Below are 17,681 nucleotides of genomic sequence, written 5' to 3'. Positions count from 1 at the left end.
GCGAAATTTGTTAAATTTTCCTGTATTATGCCGAAATTTAAGAGATATCTTATCTTTTCTCCTGTTTCTAGTTTATTTTGAGTTTGACAAACTTGTGTTTTTCTGCCTGAACACAATATGTAGTACTGTCGAAAATATTTTCGGTACTATATATTGATTTGTGCATCCTATCTGTGTTAATTTATTTATATTAAGTCAACAAGAAATACAAGATATAGTCTCGCTTACTAGAATTTCACACAATATATAGAATTTTTTGAAGGAGTTGTTCTCATGTCTGTAGTTTTTAGACAAAAAATGAATATTGATTTTGAAAGGTTGAATGAGGATATCCACTTATTCCCCCAGGTGCACCCAGTAACCCCAGATATGAAAATAACTCATAAGGGTGTTTCTCGATTGGTCATGTTAGACCGTTACACCTTTAAAGACACTGCAAAAATAACCCTTACAAATGGCGACTTTGTTGTACTCACGATTAAAGAGGATCCAAAATTCCCGGCACGCGGACTTGGATACATCATGGAAATAGATTGGGAGCGTAAAAAAGCAAAGGTTTTAGTGGAAGAGGAATTTAGAGGTGTTCTTGATGACCCTGAAGAAAGTGCCACAGGTTTAATTTGGAGATCACTAGATGTGATTGAAAAACCTTTGGAATTGTTCTATGAGCAAATTGCCAAGCGAAATGCAACTGGCCTTGCCTCTGTTGAGGAAACAGAAGAGAAGAGAAAAGAATGGTTTGAAAAGTTTTATCAAGAACTCGTTACGATGAACTTCATTCCAGCTGGGCGTGTCCTATATGGAGCTGGGGCAGAAACAGATGTGACATTCTTTAACTGCTACGTAATGCCTTTCGTTCCAGATTCACGTGAAGGTATCTCAGATCACCGTAAGCAGGTAATGGAAATCATGAGCCGCGGCGGTGGTGTAGGAACTAACGGATCTACTTTACGACCTCGAAACACTTTGGCAAGAGGCGTAAATGGCAAATCATCTGGTTCGGTTTCGTGGTTAGATGATATCGCGAAATTGACACATTTAGTAGAACAAGGTGGGTCGCGCAGGGGCGCCCAAATGATCATGTTGTCGGACTGGCATCCAGATGTTATTGAATTTATTATTTCAAAAATGCAAAACCCTAGAATACTACGGTTTTTAATTGAAAATACAAACGATGAAACAATTAAGAAACATGCTAAGGACAAACTTAAATTTACTCCGTTAACTGTCCAGGAGAAAGCAATGTATCAAGGAATTGTTAATTATAAACATATACCAGGCACTGGTGGTTTTAGTGAAGAAATCATTGCTGAGGCTGAAGAGAAGCTTCAAACTGGTGGTAACTATACCGTTCATAATTCAGAATTCTTAACAGGAGCGAACATTTCAATTTGTTTAACGAAGGAATTTATGGACGCGGTTGAAAAAGATAGTGAGTATGAGCTTCGTTTCCCATATGTTGAAATTTATAATAAAGAGGAAATGAAGATTTACAATGAAGAATGGCATAAAGTTGGAGACGTTCGCGAGTGGGAAAAACTTGGCCACAAAATACGAGTTTATAAGAAAATCCAAGCAAAAGAACTTTGGAATCTTATAAACATTTGTGCAACTTATTCTGCAGAGCCAGGAATATTTTTCATCGACAATGCCAACGAAATGACAAATGCAAAAGCTTATGGACAGCAAGTAGTAGCAACAAATCCATGTGGGGAGCAACCGCTCGCTCCATTTTCTGTTTGTAACCTTGCAGCTGTTAATCTTGCAGAAATGGCTGATAAAGAGACAAAAACAGTAGATTTTGAGAAGTTAAAGAAAACAGTTGCAGTTGGCGTTAGAATGCAGGATAACGTTATTAATGCAACACCATACTTCCTTGAAGAAAATAAGAAACAGGCTCTTGGAGAGCGTCGAGTTGGTCTTGGTGTAATGGGCTTGCACGATATGCTTATTTACTGTGAAACGATGTACGGTTCAGAAAAAGGAAATAAACTTGTTGATCAAGTTTTTGAAGTGATTGCAACCACAGCGTACAAAACATCAGTAGAATTAGCCAAGGAAAAGGGAAGCTTCCCATTCTTAAACGGTGAAACACGAGAAGAAACAAATCGATTACGACAAGCATTTATTGATACAGGATATATGAAAAAAATGCCTGAAGATGTTCGTCAATCGATATTAGAAAATGGAATAAGAAATTCACATTTGCTAACTGTTGCTCCAACGGGTAAAGTAATTGCCCCCAGTGTTCGTAAGAGCGCTGCGTAAACTTAGCTATATGCGGGAAACCCTGGCGTATCTCTTACTACCTTTGTCTTGCCAACAAGTAATCGGGTAAAAATGTAAGAGTGTTGGCTCATAGCCTACCAGACAATCCGCAGGGAAGTCGTGGCTGACCCCTCAACGACTATACGCTGAGCAACCATAATAATTTATGGTTGGTGATAGAGTCTGACCCATATGGCGACATATGGAGCGGGTACTAATATTCCCGCCCTCTATAAAGATTTATAGAGAGTAACAAAAGTGAGTACTGGAACAATGGTTGGCGTTTCAACTGGATTAGAACCTTATTTCTCATTCTCTTATTTCCGAAGTGGACGTTTAGGGAAATTTATTGAAGTAAAAGCTGATATCGTTCAAGAATACCTTGATAAACACCCAGAAGCAGATCCAGATAATCTTCCGAGCTGGTTTGTTGCAGCGATGGAGCTGGCACCTGAAGCACATGCAGATGTTCAATGTGTTATTCAGCGTTGGATTGACAGTTCTATTAGTAAAACTGTTAATGCTCCACAAGGATATAGTGTTGAACAAGTGGAAAAAGTATATGAGCGTCTTTACAAAGGCGGAGCTAAGGGTGGTACAGTCTATGTGGATGGGTCACGTGATTCACAAGTCCTTACCCTTAAAGCAGAAGAAAACGAGATTCCAACATTCACAGAAAAAACTAAACAGCACGTGGTACTTGTTGATACCATTAGTGACCTTCGTTCAACAGATGTAACGATTGGTTCTGAAGTTGGCAACACCTGTCCTGTTTGCCGTAAAGGTAAAGTAAAAGAAATTGGCGGCTGTAATACATGTTCTAACTGTGGTACACAACTTAAGTGTGGTTTATAAAAAGATAAAACGAGGATGTCCCATGGGGCATCCTCGTTTTTTTACAATAATTATCCAATCAAACTAAGTAAGTAACCTCCAATGATTCCAGTAACCACAATCACCCAAGGTGGCAGTTTCCAATAGGCAAGCATGCTAAACAATAGGGCAGCAAAAGCAAAATCAATAGGTGCCATTATCGAACTAGTCCAAATTGGATCATAAAAGGCAGAAATTAAAATGCCAACAACTGCTGCGTTTACGCCCATTAATGCTCCTTTTATTTTTGGATTACGGCTTAAGCTTTCCCAAAATGGTAATGTACCCAATATCAACAAGAAAGCAGGAAGAAAGATTGCAAAGGTTGCCAGTAAGCCTCCAGCCCAGCCATCCACAACAGCACCAATATATGCAGCAAAGGTAAACAATGGGCCAGGTACAGCTTGGGCAGCACCATATCCTGCTAGGAACGCTTCTTTACTGAGCCATCCACCTGGAACAAATTCACGTTCCAACAACGGTAAAACCACATGCCCACCGCCAAATACTAACGAACCTGAGCGATAAAAGCTATCGAACATTGCCACCCAGCTTAAATTGGTCAACTCTCTTACAATAGGAAGTACAATCAGTAGTCCAAAGAATAAACCTAAACAAATGAATGCAAATTTTCGAGAGATTGAAAACTGAATTTCCGTGGGGAAATCTTCTTTCTGCTCCTTATAGATAAAATAACCTGCAGCTGCTGAAATTAGAATTACACTTACCTGTGTATAAGCTGTTTGCCAAAGAAGAGTAGATATCAAGGCAAACAAAGAAATTGATTTTCGTGATAAATCCGGAGTTAATTTGGACGCCATACCACTAATAGCATGTGCAACCACGGCAACGGCCACAATTTTTAAACCGTGAATCCAACCCGCTTTTTCAATATCCATCCCTTGTAGTAGGAGAGCAAATAGGATAAGCGCTATGACAGAAGGTAAGGTAAAACCAATAAATGCCAAAACTCCTCCAAGTAGCCCTCCACGCAATACACCAATGCCAATCCCAACCTGACTGCTAGCTGGACCGGGCAAGAATTGACAAAGAGCTACTAAATTGGCATATCCCTGTTCATCGAGCCACTTTCTCTTACGAACATATTCCTCATGAAAATATCCTAAATGAGCAATCGGACCACCAAATGATGTAAGACCAAGCTTTGTTGAAACGACAAGGATTTCAATCAGTAAAGCTAGTTTATTTTGTTTCATATGTCCCCCTATAGAAGATTTCAAGTATTATAAAATAAGTCTATCTTTAGTTTTCGTTAATTTGTATATGTTTACAAAAAAATTACAATCCTAGCGTGCAAGCTTACTAAAATAAAGAAGTAGAAATAACTAAATAAATGTAAATTTATCCCTTTACATACTATACCAGGGTATAATATAATCTTTTCATAAAGTAGTTAACAAGGTATGCACCTTAGAATGATGATAAATATGTAAGGAACTTTATGAAACGTGCTATTTATTAGCACTCTCTCTTTTTTTTAAAAATATACCCCGTAGAGGTATGGGGGGTTAAGGGTTAATTAATATTATTAAGGAGTGAAAGGATATGAAAAAATGGGCAATATCAGCTCTTGTTTACCTGCTGGTGGCTGTTAGTGGATATTATGTTTATGCTTCTGTAACCGAACCAGAAACTCATGGAAAGAAAGATGCAATTCATGAAGAAACAAAAGTAGTTCATGAGCAAGACGTAGGGGATTCTCATGGTCAGGTACATCAAGAAAATGGAGAAAACCACAGTGGTGAAAGTGAGGTTAACCCTAGTCTCCAAGTAGTAAATGGTGAATTGATTATTACTTTGAAAGACATAGAGCTGTATCAGATTTAGATGTGAATCACGAAAAGTTGTTGCATTTAATCGTAGTTAGTTCAGATTTGAAAGAGTATCACCATCTCCATCCTCAAACAAACGAGCCTGGTGTGTTTAAAATTTCCCATTCATTACAGTCAGGGGAGTATAAAGCATTTGTTGATATTAAACCGAAAGGTAAGGTATATAAAGTAGAGCCAATTACGTTCAAGGTTGGAGAAAATCATATAGAACATAATGAAGGCTCTCTAATGGTTGACTCCGAACTAACGAAAGAAGCTGGCGGACATAAAGTAAGTCTGCTTCCTAGTTCATTAAAGACAAACAAGGAAATCCAACTTACATTTGATTTAGGAGGAGAAACCCCAGAACAGTATCTTGGAGCTTTAGGTCATGTAGTTATACTTGACGAAAAAGGCGAAAATTATATTCACGTACATCCTCTTGAAGGAACTGAGCCTGTATTTGCTACAAAATTTTCAAAACCTGGTGTATATAAAATATGGGCAGAGTTTAAGTTTAACGGCGAGGTATTTGTATATCCTTACGTAGTAGAAATTAAATAGATTCCCTGAAAGCATCGGTAATTTCCGATGCTTTCACCCCTTTAATGTAGTTGTCGCAGAATTGTCGAAATCTCTTCATCCCATCTTCATATAATCTGAGTACTATTGAAATAGTAGTAATTAGTAAATAGCCCTATTTACTAGAATTCAGGTGATCATATGTACAATATTTTGAGCCAATTTAGTTCATTTGTAAGTAAACCGTTTTTTATCATTGCCAATAACTTGGAGTCTTTGCCAATCATTTTTGCCTTGCTCTTGGGGATTGTTGGTGCTTTAGCACCCTGTCAACTGACTGGAAACATCAGTGCATTAACTTTATATGGGAACCGCTCCTTTCAAGAAAAAGTTGTTTGGAAGGATGTTATTTTTTTCACTTTAGGTAAAGTGGCTGCTTTCTCTTTATTAGGAGGTCTTGTATGGATAGTAGGAAGAGAAATTCAAGAAAGCTTAATTTCGTATTTTCCTTGGATCCGCAAAATTATGGGACCATTATTAATCATTGTTGGGTTATATATGATTGGATTAATAAAACTAAGAGGGACAATCAATTTATTTAAAGGACCTAATGATTACAAACAGGAAACGCCATTTGGTTCTTTTATGTTGGGTTTCAGTTTTTCTCTGGCTTTTTGTCCAACAATGTTTATCCTGTTTTTTGTTACCTTGATGCCGATTGTATTGTCCAGTTCATACGGGTTTGTCCTGCCTTCCATATTTGCATTTGGAACTGCTTTGCCGCTTATCCTCTTTATTTTCATTATATGGTACTTAGGCGGAGGCGGAGTGTTAATGAAAAAGGGAAGAAAGCATGGCGCTTCCATACAAAGAGTTTCAGGAATTTTGATTATCCTGCTTGGGATATTTGACTCCATTACCTATTGGTCTTTGTAGCAGAACTCTTGGATAAAAATATGGCTGTATGAACAAAATGTGAAAGTTGGAAAATAAGAAATAAATTTTTAATAAACACTTTACATAGGGTAGGGGGGTATGGTTTAATAGTATTAAGAACCTTACCTGCATTAAAAGGTTAAAAAAGTGTTAATTAGGAAAGGGTGTATATACAATGGAAAAAGTTACTTTAAACGTACAAGGGATGTCTTGTGATCATTGTGTAAAAGCAGTTGAAGGCAGTGTCGGAGAACTAAACGGAGTAAGCGCTGTTAAAGTTAATTTAAAAGCGAATACAGTGGATGTTGAATTTAACAACCAAGAGGTATCACTGGATAAAATCAAAGAAGCGATTGATGATCAAGGATACGACGTGGAGTAAAAATTAGAAAAGACACGTGCTAGCGATTAGCACGTTCTTTTTACAAAAAAATATACCCGTACGGGGTATGAAGGGGTGGCTTTTATGAATCAAAATTTAAAAGAAACCAATCTACAAATCTCTGGAATGACCTGTGCAGCTTGTGCGCTGAGGATTGAAAAAGGACTAAATAAATTAAAAGGTGTTGAAACAGCAACGGTCAATCTGGCTTTAGAAAAATCAGCGATTAAATACGATCCACAAAAACTAAAGGTCGAAGATATTGAGAAAAAGATTCGGGATCTTGGTTATGACGTGGTTACTGAAAAGGCCGAGTTTGATATTACTGGGATGACTTGTGCCGCGTGCTCAACAAGAATAGAAAAAGGCTTAAATAAACTAGATGGTGTTGTATTGGCAAATGTGAATTTAGCTCTTGAAAAAGCCACGGTGGAATACAATGGTTCTGTCTTAACACCAAGTGACATCATAGAAAAAGTTGATAAGCTAGGTTATGGGGCTCATTTAAAGGAAGACGTAAAGGAAACAAGCGACCACCGTCAAAAGGAGATTAAAAAGCAAACGGGCAAGTTTATTTTTTCAGCCATTCTTTCCCTGCCATTATTATGGGCAATGGTTGGACACTTTTCATTTACATCCTTTATTTGGGTCCCTGAAGCGTTTATGAATCCGTGGATTCAACTGGCACTAGCTACACCTGTTCAGTTTATTATTGGTTCCCAGTTCTATGTTGGAGCCTATAAGGCACTGAAAAATAAAAGTGCTAATATGGATGTACTTGTTGCTTTGGGGACATCAGCAGCCTATTTTTACAGTTTATATTTATCTATATTGTCACTAATGGAGGAGGCACATGGAGTTGAGCTTTATTATGAAACTAGTTCAATTTTAATTACCTTAATTATTTTAGGTAAGCTTTTTGAAGCGAAAGCGAAAGGTCGTTCATCAGAAGCAATCAAGAAACTAATGGGACTTCAAGCTAAAACAGCAACAATTGAAAGAGATGGGCAAGAACAAGAAATCCCGCTTGAGGAAGTTGTCGTTGGAGATATTCTCTATATAAAGCCAGGCGAAAAAATACCTGTGGACGGAAAAATAATTGAAGGAAATTCTGCGATTGATGAGTCCATGCTTACAGGGGAGAGTGTCCCAGTTGATAAGACTGTCGGTGATGATGTGATTGGAGCAACGCTTAACAAAAATGGATTCCTAAAGGTTGAGGCAAAAAAGGTCGGCAGAGATACAGCACTAGCGCAAATAATTAAAGTCGTAGAAGAAGCACAAGGCTCGAAGGCTCCGATTCAAAGACTTGCTGATAAAATATCTGGAGTTTTTGTACCAATCGTGGTTGGGATCGCAGTTATTACTTTTATTATCTGGTATGTGTGGGCTGCTCCTGGAGACTTTGCGGAAGCCTTAGAAAAAATGATCGCTGTCCTTGTAATTGCCTGTCCATGTGCATTAGGATTAGCAACACCAACGTCTATTATGGCTGGATCGGGAAGAGCGGCAGAATATGGCATTCTTTTTAAAGGTGGAGAACATTTAGAAATGACCCACCGGATTACCACAGTAGTATTGGATAAAACCGGGACAGTAACAAACGGTACTCCTGTTTTAACGGATGTAATCACAGACCAAACGTTTGAAGAGGAAGAATTATTATCATTGATTGGCTCAGCTGAAAAGCAATCGGAGCATCCATTAGCACAAGCAATAGTCCAAGGTATTAAAGATAAAGGGATTAATTTTAAAGATGTTACTGAATTTGAAGCGATTCCTGGCTTTGGCATTAAAGCAATGGTCGATGGTAAAGAATTATTAGTTGGTACAAGAAAATTAATGAATAAATATCATGTAGACGCTGCAGCCGCTTTCGAAAAAATGGATGAATTAGAAAAGGCAGGAAAAACGGCGATGCTTGCGGCGATTAATGGTCAATATGCAGGTACGGTTGCTGTCGCTGATACCATTAAGGAAACGTCAAAGGAGGCTATTAACCGCCTTAAAACCATGGGGCTTGATGTCATTATGATCACTGGTGATAATCAGCAGACAGCATTAGCGATTGCAAAACAAGCTGGAATTGACCACGTCATTGCAGAAGTTCTTCCAGATGGCAAGGCTGCCGAAATTAAGAAATTACAGGCACAAGGAAAAAAAGTAGCAATGGTCGGTGATGGGATTAACGATGCCCCAGCACTAGCGGTTGCGGATATTGGGATGGCTATAGGGACCGGAACAGATGTGGCAATGGAAGCGGCCGATATTACCCTTATTCGAGGCGATTTAAATAGCATTGCCGACGCCATCTTCATGAGTAAGAGGACCATCACTAATATTAAGCAAAATCTTTTCTGGGCACTAGCCTATAACTCACTTGGGATCCCATTCGCTGCACTCGGCTTCTTGGCTCCTTGGCTTGCTGGTGCTGCTATGGCATTTAGTTCTGTGTCAGTTGTTCTTAATGCTTTACGATTGCAAAAAGTAAAACTTTAGATGTGAAAAAGGCTGACACATAATTGTCAGCCCTTTTCGCATTTTTCACTATCTGTAACTATTGTGTTGATAATATGAAGAAAGAGAGTAGTAAAGTGAACAATTTGTAGACAAAATATAACCAAATTTTGAATCATGTTAATAATTAAAATTTGTTCATACTATAAAAAACAGATTGAAAAGAGGAAAGCAATTTGGAGCCTTTTATGCCTCAATTAGTATATTTTGAACCAAGAGCATTAGAATACCCTCTTGGTAGAGAACTAAAAGAGAAATTTGAAAAATTGAATCTTGAAATTCGTGAAACTACCTCCCATAACCAGATTCGTGATTTGCCTGGGGAAAATGAAAACCAGAAATATAGAAATGCAAAATCAACCCTTGTGGTAGGAATTAGAAAGACATTGAAATTTGATACTTCCAAGCCCTCAGCAGAGTATGCTATTCCTTTGGCTACGGGCTGTATGGGGCATTGCCATTATTGTTATTTACAAACAACACTTGGAAGCAAACCGTATATTCGAACATATGTAAACTTAGAGGATATCTTTGAGCAAGCACAAAAATACATGGATGAGCGTATGCCGGAAATTACACGATTTGAAGCAGCTTGTACCTCGGACATTGTTGGCTTGGATCACTTAACACATTCTTTAAAGAAGACGATTGAGTTCATTGGGCAGTCTGAATTTGGTCTGCTGCGTTTTGTAACGAAATTCCATCATGTCGACCATCTGCTTGATGCCAATCACAATGGTAGGACAAGGTTCCGTTTTAGTGTAAATTCCCGTTATGTCATAAAAAACTTTGAGCCGGGTACATCTTCCTTTGAAGACCGGCTCTCAGCCGCAAGGAAGGTTGCAAAAGCAAATTATCCTTTAGGTTTTATTGTTGCTCCCATTTACTTGCATGAAGAATGGAAAGAAGGTTACCGTGAATTATTTGAACGATTGAGTGATGAACTTACAGGAATAGAAATACCCGAATTAACATTTGAACTCATCCAACACCGTTTTACAAAGCCAGCAAAAAACGTAATAGCAAAAAGGTATCCGAAAACCAAGCTTGAAATGGATGAGGAAAAACGAAAATATAAATGGGGCCGTTATGGGATTGGAAAATACGTATATCCAACAGAAGAAGCAAAGGAATTGGAAACCACCATTCGTAATTATATAGATGAATATTTTCCAAATGCAGTTGTTGAATATTTCACATAAAAAAGATTTTTAGTTTTTTTACTTGTACACCGTACTATTTCGGTGAGCTTCTGCTTAAAGTGTAACAATGAGTTCACCTTTAGGAGTGGCTGCCATGAAAATAGACGGTGTTTTTTCTGGAGGAGGAATAAAAGGTTTTGCCCTTATTGGGGCTATTCAAGAAATTGAAAATAGAGGTTTTCAATTTGAACGCGTAGCTGGGACGAGTGCGGGATCGATTGTTGCTGCATTAATTGCGGCAGGCTATGGCAGTAGTGAAATAGAACAACTTCTTGATGAGTTGGATTTAACAAAATTTCTCGATGCCCGAAAAATGATTATTCCGTTTCCACTTGCTAAATGGCTTTTTGTTTATTGGAGGTTAGGCTTATATAAAGGGAATGAGTTAGAAAAATGGATTGAAGAAAAATTAACAGCTAGGGGAGTAAGAACTTTTTCAGATTTACCGCCACAAAACTTAAGAATCATTGCATCAGACCTTTCGAATGGCAGGTTGATGGTTCTTCCTGATGATTTAGTTAAATATGGTATTCCCCCTGAGTCATTTTCAATCGCAAAAGCAGTAAGAATGAGCTGCAGTATCCCATATTTTTTTGAACCGGTGAAATTGAAATCGATGGATGGCGTAAATGTGATCGTTGATGGCGGGGTATTAAGCAATTTTCCAATGTGGCTTTTCGATCGTGAAAATATTCAAAAGTTGAGACCGGTAATCGGGATTAAATTAAACGCAGATGAATATGAACATGAAAAACATAAAATTAAAAATGCCATTCAATTGTTTGGTGCACTTTTTGAAACAATGAAGGACGCGCATGATTCACGTTATATTTCAAAAAAACATGCAAAAAACATAATTTTTATTCCCTCGGAGGGGGCATTAGCAATAGAGTTCCATCTGACAGAGGAAAAGAAGCAGGAGTTGTTTGAGTTAGGTAGAGAGGCTGCTAAAAAGTTCTTTAAGTTTTGGTGTTATTAATTTAAACAAATAAAAAAGTCGAGCGTTTATAATGACGCTCGATTTTTCTTTTTGCCCTTTTTTCCGTCAATGACCGTTAAGTGAATAGGAGATTTCTTTTTTATCTTCTTGCTTTTCTTTAAAGAAGCAAGCGAGCCTAAGGAAGAACTTTTAGTCTGCATATCTCCGGTCTTAGATTGCAATCGCTTTTTTGATTTTTTAGCTGCTTTAATAAATGCTTGCTGCTCTTTTTTCTGAGGATTTGCTCTAACAATTAGACGGAATATGAAGAATATGACTAAGCCGACTAATGCAAAGACTGCTATACTCTGTAGAAAACCAATAGGATCACTAGTTAATGCTCCAATAAGGCCAATTATTCCTAGAACGATAACACTACCAACCAAAGGAACAGAAATCCGATTTTTCAAGAAAGCCACCTCCCTAAGAGCATCATAAGCATTTTCTTAATTTTTTAAACTCATAAATAATAATGTTTTAGACGATTTCTTAGCTTTTGCTGTTTATAATAACTCTCTCCATTAGTTCTTTGGAATTCCATCCAGAGTCACAGAGAGCTTTTATATCTAACTTTAAGAAAAATTAGTATGTACTTATATTTTATTCTACTTCAAATAAGAAAAAACCTCTAGGATGACATAATTTTTCCAATTAAAAAATTTATTCTATGCAAGTGATTGACAAGGTAAGGGCATAATATGGTGGAATTCATGCTGGATTATTATTTTATTGAGAAAAATAACACCTTTAAAGGAGGTATTTTATTATGGCTAACGGACCAAAAAAATCAGATTATCCAAAACCAATGTCTTTTCATGTGATTGTTTTCTGGACCGGATTATTTGGTGGTGTTTTTTGGGGAACAATTGGTTTTTTAGCATACTACTTTAATTTTACTGAAATTCGTCCTAATGTCATATTAGAGCCATGGGCATTAGGAAATTGGAAAAATGAATGGCTAGGAACGATTATTTCAATTATTTTAATCGGAATCTTATCCATTGGGGCAGCATTTGTTTATTCTATAGCATTAAAAAAATTAAATGGAATATGGCTAGGTTTAGGGTATGGTATTGTACTGTTCTTATTGGTGTACTTTGTGCTAAATCCAATTTTTCCAGGTATCAAACCTTTTTTAGAGTTAAATCGTGATACTGTTATTACGACAATATGCTTATATTTGGTATATGGTTTATTTATTGGATATTCGATTAACTATGAGTATCAAATTAATCATGTGGAGGATAATGAGTCAGCCACCTAATTCATTATTAGTCTTTATGGGCTGAGTTGTGTTAAAATAATTTTTGATATTAGTGCATTAGGCGATAGTACATGCCACTGGATTACATATAGGAGAGTGGGAGAAAATGGGAAAGATAGATAAGTTAAGATCAAGTTTTTCTACATATGGAATTGATGGTTTTTTAATTACAAGCCAATTTAACCGTCGCTATATGACGAACTTTACTGGTTCCTCTGGGGTAGTTCTTGTTAGTGCTGATAAAGCACAGTTTATTACTGATTTCCGATATGTAGAACAGGCTTCGAACCAATGCGAAGGATATGATATTGTTAAAATGACAGGAACGCTTGTTGAAGAGGTAGCTAAGCAAGCGAAAATACTTGGTATTACAAAGTTGGGTTTTGAAGAAGATCATTTAACATTCTCTACTTATAAAGCATATGAAAAAGAAGTGGAAGCAAAACTTATTCCTGTTTCAGGGGTAATTGAAAAGTTACGCTTGATTAAGACAGAAGCAGAGATTAAGATATTAAAGGTAGCAGCGGATATTGCCGACGCTGCATTTAAACATATATTGGATTTTATTCGCCCAGGAAAAACGGAGCTTGAAGTATCCAATGAATTAGAGTTCTTTATGAGAAAGGCTGGAGCAACTTCTTCTTCCTTTGATATTATTGTTGCTTCTGGGCATCGTTCTGCTCTTCCACACGGAGTTGCAAGTGACAAAACCATTGAAACGGGAGATTTTGTAACACTCGACTATGGTGCCTATTACAACGGCTATATCTCGGATATCACGAGAACAGTGGCAGTTGGAAAACCAGATGCGAAGTTGAAAGAAATTTACGAGATTGTCCTTGAAGCGCAATTGAGGGGAATGGCAGGAATTAAGCCTGGAATGACTGGGAAAGAAGCAGATGCATTAACCCGGAATTACATAACTGAAAAAGGGTATGGCGATTACTTTGGGCATTCGACCGGTCACGGTATTGGTCTTGAAGTCCATGAAGGTCCAACTCTTTCAACCCGTTCAGAAATGGTTCTAGAACCTGGAATGATGGTAACTGTTGAACCCGGTATTTACATACCAGGACTTGGCGGGGTTCGGATTGAGGATGATACTCTCATTACGAAAGACCTTAACGAAGCTCTTACTCATTCAACAAAAGAACTTATTATTTTGTAATAGACATAGGAGGAAAAAAAATGATTTCTGTTAATGATTTTAAAACAGGACTAACGATCGAAGTGGATGGAGGGCTTTGGCGCGTTCTTGATTTCCAGCATGTAAAACCAGGTAAAGGTGCGGCATTTGTTCGTTCAAAGCTTCGTAACCTTCGTAATGGCGCGATTCAAGAAAAAACATTCCGTGCTGGTGAGAAAGTTGAAAAGGCACAAATTGATAATCGTAAAATGCAATATCTATATGCAAGTGGCGATCAGCATATTTTTATGGATATGGAATCATACGAACAGGTTGAACTTCCTGCTAACAATATCGAATACGAATTAAAGTTTTTAAAAGAGAACATGGAAGTTCACATCATGATGTTCAATTATGAAACTCTTGGTGTAGAACTGCCAAACACTGTTGTATTAGAAGTTGCTGAAACCGAGCCAGGAATAAAAGGAGATACTTCTTCAGGCGGGACTAAGTCTGCAACACTTGAAACAGGACTTACCGTTCAAGTTCCTTTCTTTATTAATCAAGGTGATAAATTAATTATTAACACAACAGAAGCTTCCTATGTTTCTCGTGCATAACTAACTCATAAAACTAAGACCGTTTTTCACGGTCTTAGTTTTTTTATTTTATTTCTTTCCCTATTGTGAAAACTTCACTAAATAGTAATATTTACTTCCATTTCAAGCCATTAGTTTTTGCTAAAATAAAGTAGAATTACAACATATAAACAAAAGGGGTGACACGCAAAATGAAAAAAATCCTATCTCTCTTGTTTCTCTGTACTGCTATCGGTCTATTAGTAGCAGCTTGCGGCAGTTCTAAAGAGACGAATGTTACTTTAGATAAAAAACATCTACCATTACCAGATTATGTTTTGAATTCTTCTGATTTAATTCAGGAAACATACGCTATGGTATCAAACTATCCAGAAGTTGTAGCAGGTGTTCCTTGCTATTGCGGCTGTTATGCTCAAGATGGACATGAAAGTAATCTAGATTGCTATATTGATTCATTTGGAGAAGATAAGGCAGTAACCGGTTGGGATTCAATGAGTATATCCTGAGACGTCTGTATAGATATCGCCCGGGAGGCGGTAGAAATGCATCTTGACGGTAAAAGTCCTAAGAAAATATATGACTTAATCACTACTAAATATCAAGATTTTGGGGAGCCAACTCCGACACCAGAACCTAATTAAGGGATAGCCAATGAAAAAAATATTATACGGCCTTTACATCATCATCATTATTGGGATTATTATCTGTATTATTAATAGTGGTATTTTTAGCAGTAAGAATGCAGAAGTAATCACTGCAGGTGAAAAAATTTATCAAAAGCAGTGCCTGATTTGTCATGGAGGGAATGGTAAAGGTGAAGGTAAAAATGCTGGCACAGCGATAAACAACCAACAATATTTAAATTCTGTAAGTGACAAAGACATTTTCAATAGTGTTAAATTCGGCAGAGAAGGTACAGGTATGCCGAGCTATGGACCAAGACTAACAGAAGATGAATTGAATAATGTTGTTGCGTATATTAGAAGTTGGCAGTCTGAGGAAATAGAGTTTGATGTCCCTAAAACAATTGCTGGTAATCCTATTAACGGTGAAAAACTATATAACTTATATTGTATTAACTGTCATGGAGAAGCTGGTGCAGGCAAATTAAAAATGGGGACAGCTCTTTCACATCCACAATACCTGAAATACACCACTGACAAGCAAATTTGGATTGGTACGGCTTATGGTCGTGATGATACTAGAATGGCCCCATCGCTTAAAGGTCTCGACGGAGTAAGACAGCTTAAAGAAGAAGAAATTTCTGATATTGTGACATATATACGTTCATTAGAAGGAAAATAATCAAAAAACCTGAATCTTCGGATTCAGGTTTTTTAGTATCCATTTAATAATAACAAAAAAAGTATTAGGTGATCGAAATTAACAAAACGTTCATTTTCAGGCCAACTAGGTAAATAGGTTAGGGTTTATAGTACTAGTTGGGATATAAAAAAACAGGGGGATATTTATGAAACAAAAGTAAATGTGAACATTCTGTGGGCATTTCTTGACAAAAACGTAACGTTTTTTCTCCTTTTACAAAATGTTCAAAAGTGAATCAACTATACATAGATGATTAATATTATATTTATTCCAAAGAGGGCTATAGTGAAAAATAGTTTTTTTATTGGAACTCAAGGAGGATTAATATGCTTAAGAAAAGGTTATTGGCATTATTTCTAATTACGTCATTTTTAGCAAGTTTTATCATTCCAAATGCATATGCAGAAACAACATTCCAGCCAGAAAAATTTCCTTATACAGATATGCAAATTCAGATAATGCCAGAGTTTGATTATCCTGAAGGTTGGGCAAAAGACACCCCATCTTTACTAGTGGGACAATATGGAACTTTTACTAACAAAAGCGGACAGGATTTTGATGGGAAAGTTGAAATAACTGTTCCAGCAAATGAAAAAGGTTTCCAAGCGTATTTAGTTGCTGAATTTCCAGAAGACAATAAGCCAGAAGTACAACGACCATTTGATGTAGATAAGGAAAAGGGAGTTATTTCTTGGAAACCTTCAAAAGCAATTAAGAATAATGAATCTTATAGATTCGTAGTAGAGTACTATACCAGCGCAGTAGATATAAAGGATAAAAGAAGCTTTACATACGAATATAGTAACCCAACGGAGATTGGAACATTAGACGTAATCTTCTATGCTCCAATGGATGCAAAAGAGATCACACTAGAGCCAAAGGCACCAAATAATACGAAAAGTGAATATGGTGAAGAGCTATTCTACTATCAATACAAAGATGTAAAAGTAGGTGAAAGCTATAAATATTCTTTCTCCTATCAAAAAGATGGTTTTAAATCAACGTTAGATGCTATCAACGAGAAACAACCGCCTAATGATGAAAACCATACTGGTGTTAATGGTACTGCAACAGACCAAATTTCTGGGGGATCAGGGGGAGATCGACCTCTAATTGGAATTGGCGGTGCTGTCGTAATTGGAATCGCCATCATCATTGCTGGTGTGTTTGTTTACTTAGGATTAAAGGGAAAATCACAGTCTGCACCTAAAACTTCAAGTTCCAAAGCAACAAACCATCACCCAAAAAAACAGGTAGTAAAAAAGGAAAATAATTCAATCAGTGTTGATGATAAAAAAGAACTACGTAAGAAACTATTAAATGGAAAAATTGATCAAGAAACATACGATGAGGAAATGAAAAAATTAATTTAATGGGGTGAATGGGTTGAAAAAGAACACGATTGTAATGATTGGCGGATTTATTATCGCGGGAGCTATTGTTTTCTTACTTATGGCAGCTACACCAGGATCAAGCGGCATTGAATTAACCATGAAAGAGCTTTTGACTAACCAAGAAAAGTATAGAGATGATTTTGTAACAGTTGAAGGTCTATTAATCGAAGAATCTATTAAATGGAACCCAGATAAAATTGAGTTGAAGTTTGATTTGAAAGATAACGATGGTAACTTAATGCAAGTTATTCATAATGGCACAAGACCAGATAACTTCTCTGAAGGTGTTATTGTTATCCTCCAAGGCGCACCAACTAAGAAAGATACGTTTGTTGCTGAAACGGTAAAAACAAGATGTCCTTCTAAATACGAGGGTGAAGACGTTGAAAACTATGATCCTGAAGCACATAAAAAATTATTAGATCAGCCACCAGCACAAACCGATGAGGCAAAATAATAAG

Annotated in this window: 16 protein-coding genes and 2 pseudogenes; 16 read left to right on the top strand and 2 right to left on the bottom strand. The window is 37.0% G+C overall.

Features of this window, described 5'->3' with window-relative positions:
- Positions 1-273 precede the first annotated feature (273 nt).
- Both TR08_RS09180 and TR08_RS09175 read left to right on the top strand, forming a co-directional pair.
- A pseudogene (locus TR08_RS09180) lies at positions 274-2,229 on the top strand (vitamin B12-dependent ribonucleotide reductase); the annotation flags it as partial.
- A 300-nt stretch (positions 2,230-2,529) separates the two neighbouring features.
- Positions 2,530-3,123, top strand: a pseudogene (locus tag TR08_RS09175) (hypothetical protein); the annotation flags it as partial.
- A gap of 50 nt (positions 3,124-3,173) precedes the next feature.
- Here TR08_RS09175 and chrA read toward each other — a convergent pair.
- Complete coding sequence (gene chrA / locus TR08_RS09170) at positions 3,174-4,358, bottom strand: chromate efflux transporter (RefSeq protein ID WP_045517579.1); 1,185 nt, start codon at positions 4,356-4,358, stop codon at positions 3,174-3,176.
- A 349-nt stretch (positions 4,359-4,707) separates the two neighbouring features.
- Between chrA and TR08_RS30230 the strand changes: the two genes are divergently transcribed.
- The 7 genes from TR08_RS30230 (at position 4,708) to TR08_RS09140 (ending at position 11,511) form a co-directional block, all read left to right on the top strand.
- Positions 4,708-4,989, top strand: coding sequence for a hypothetical protein (locus tag TR08_RS30230; RefSeq protein WP_052427397.1), 282 nt, complete (start codon positions 4,708-4,710; stop codon positions 4,987-4,989).
- A gap of 2 nt (positions 4,990-4,991) precedes the next feature.
- Positions 4,992-5,537, top strand: a complete 546-nt coding sequence (locus TR08_RS30225; RefSeq protein WP_152597373.1) for a hypothetical protein — start codon at positions 4,992-4,994, stop codon at positions 5,535-5,537.
- Positions 5,538-5,696: 159 nt separating this feature from the next.
- Entirely contained in the window at positions 5,697-6,431 is a 735-nt protein-coding gene (locus TR08_RS09160; protein WP_045517577.1) for an urease accessory protein UreH domain-containing protein, read from the top strand.
- A 175-nt stretch (positions 6,432-6,606) separates the two neighbouring features.
- On the top strand, positions 6,607-6,813 hold the full coding sequence (copZ, locus tag TR08_RS09155; protein ID WP_045517575.1) for a copper chaperone CopZ: 207 nt from the start codon (positions 6,607-6,609) through the stop codon (positions 6,811-6,813).
- Positions 6,814-6,897: 84 nt separating this feature from the next.
- Complete coding sequence (locus TR08_RS09150) at positions 6,898-9,312, top strand: heavy metal translocating P-type ATPase (protein ID WP_045517574.1); 2,415 nt, start codon at positions 6,898-6,900, stop codon at positions 9,310-9,312.
- Between the two features lie 194 nt (positions 9,313-9,506).
- Positions 9,507-10,532: a spore photoproduct lyase gene (gene splB / locus TR08_RS09145; RefSeq protein ID WP_045517572.1), complete on the top strand. Its 1,026-nt coding sequence runs from the start codon at positions 9,507-9,509 to the stop codon at positions 10,530-10,532.
- A 94-nt stretch (positions 10,533-10,626) separates the two neighbouring features.
- Positions 10,627-11,511, top strand: coding sequence for a patatin-like phospholipase family protein (locus TR08_RS09140; RefSeq protein WP_045517570.1), 885 nt, complete (start codon positions 10,627-10,629; stop codon positions 11,509-11,511).
- Positions 11,512-11,537: 26 nt separating this feature from the next.
- Here TR08_RS09140 and TR08_RS09135 read toward each other — a convergent pair whose 3' ends face one another.
- On the bottom strand, positions 11,538-11,930 hold the full coding sequence (locus TR08_RS09135) for an SA1362 family protein (RefSeq protein ID WP_305082400.1): 393 nt from the start codon (positions 11,928-11,930) through the stop codon (positions 11,538-11,540).
- Between the two features lie 347 nt (positions 11,931-12,277).
- On the opposite strand from TR08_RS09135, the gene TR08_RS09130 reads away from it, so the two are divergent.
- The 7 genes from TR08_RS09130 (at position 12,278) to TR08_RS09100 (ending at position 17,677) form a co-directional block, all read left to right on the top strand.
- On the top strand, positions 12,278-12,775 hold the full coding sequence (locus TR08_RS09130; protein ID WP_045517568.1) for a YqhR family membrane protein: 498 nt from the start codon (positions 12,278-12,280) through the stop codon (positions 12,773-12,775).
- A 106-nt stretch (positions 12,776-12,881) separates the two neighbouring features.
- Positions 12,882-13,943, top strand: coding sequence for a M24 family metallopeptidase (locus TR08_RS09125; RefSeq protein WP_045517567.1), 1,062 nt, complete (start codon positions 12,882-12,884; stop codon positions 13,941-13,943).
- A gap of 20 nt (positions 13,944-13,963) precedes the next feature.
- Positions 13,964-14,521 carry an elongation factor P gene (gene efp, locus TR08_RS09120; RefSeq protein ID WP_045517566.1) on the top strand — a complete coding sequence of 186 codons (558 nt, stop codon included), beginning with the start codon at positions 13,964-13,966 and terminating at the stop codon, positions 14,519-14,521.
- A 170-nt stretch (positions 14,522-14,691) separates the two neighbouring features.
- The gene (locus TR08_RS33880) at positions 14,692-15,141 is read left to right on the top strand and encodes a PCYCGC motif-containing (lipo)protein (protein ID WP_370576288.1); all 450 of its coding nucleotides are present in this window, start codon (positions 14,692-14,694) and stop codon (positions 15,139-15,141) included.
- A gap of 10 nt (positions 15,142-15,151) precedes the next feature.
- Positions 15,152-15,805, top strand: coding sequence for a c-type cytochrome (locus TR08_RS09110; protein ID WP_045517564.1), 654 nt, complete (start codon positions 15,152-15,154; stop codon positions 15,803-15,805).
- A gap of 347 nt (positions 15,806-16,152) precedes the next feature.
- The gene (locus TR08_RS09105) at positions 16,153-17,199 is read left to right on the top strand and encodes a hypothetical protein (protein ID WP_045517562.1); all 1,047 of its coding nucleotides are present in this window, start codon (positions 16,153-16,155) and stop codon (positions 17,197-17,199) included.
- 13 nt (positions 17,200-17,212) lie between these two features.
- Positions 17,213-17,677 (top strand): cytochrome c maturation protein CcmE, encoded by a 465-nt coding sequence (locus TR08_RS09100; RefSeq protein ID WP_052427395.1) that lies wholly within the window; start codon positions 17,213-17,215, stop codon positions 17,675-17,677.
- Positions 17,678-17,681 lie beyond the last annotated feature (4 nt).

The organism is Neobacillus niacini (assembly GCF_000759675.1).
Taxonomy (GTDB): Bacteria; Bacillota; Bacilli; order Bacillales; family Cytobacillaceae; genus Neobacillus; species Neobacillus niacini_A.
This window is presented reverse-complemented; position numbering and strand designations above follow the sequence as displayed.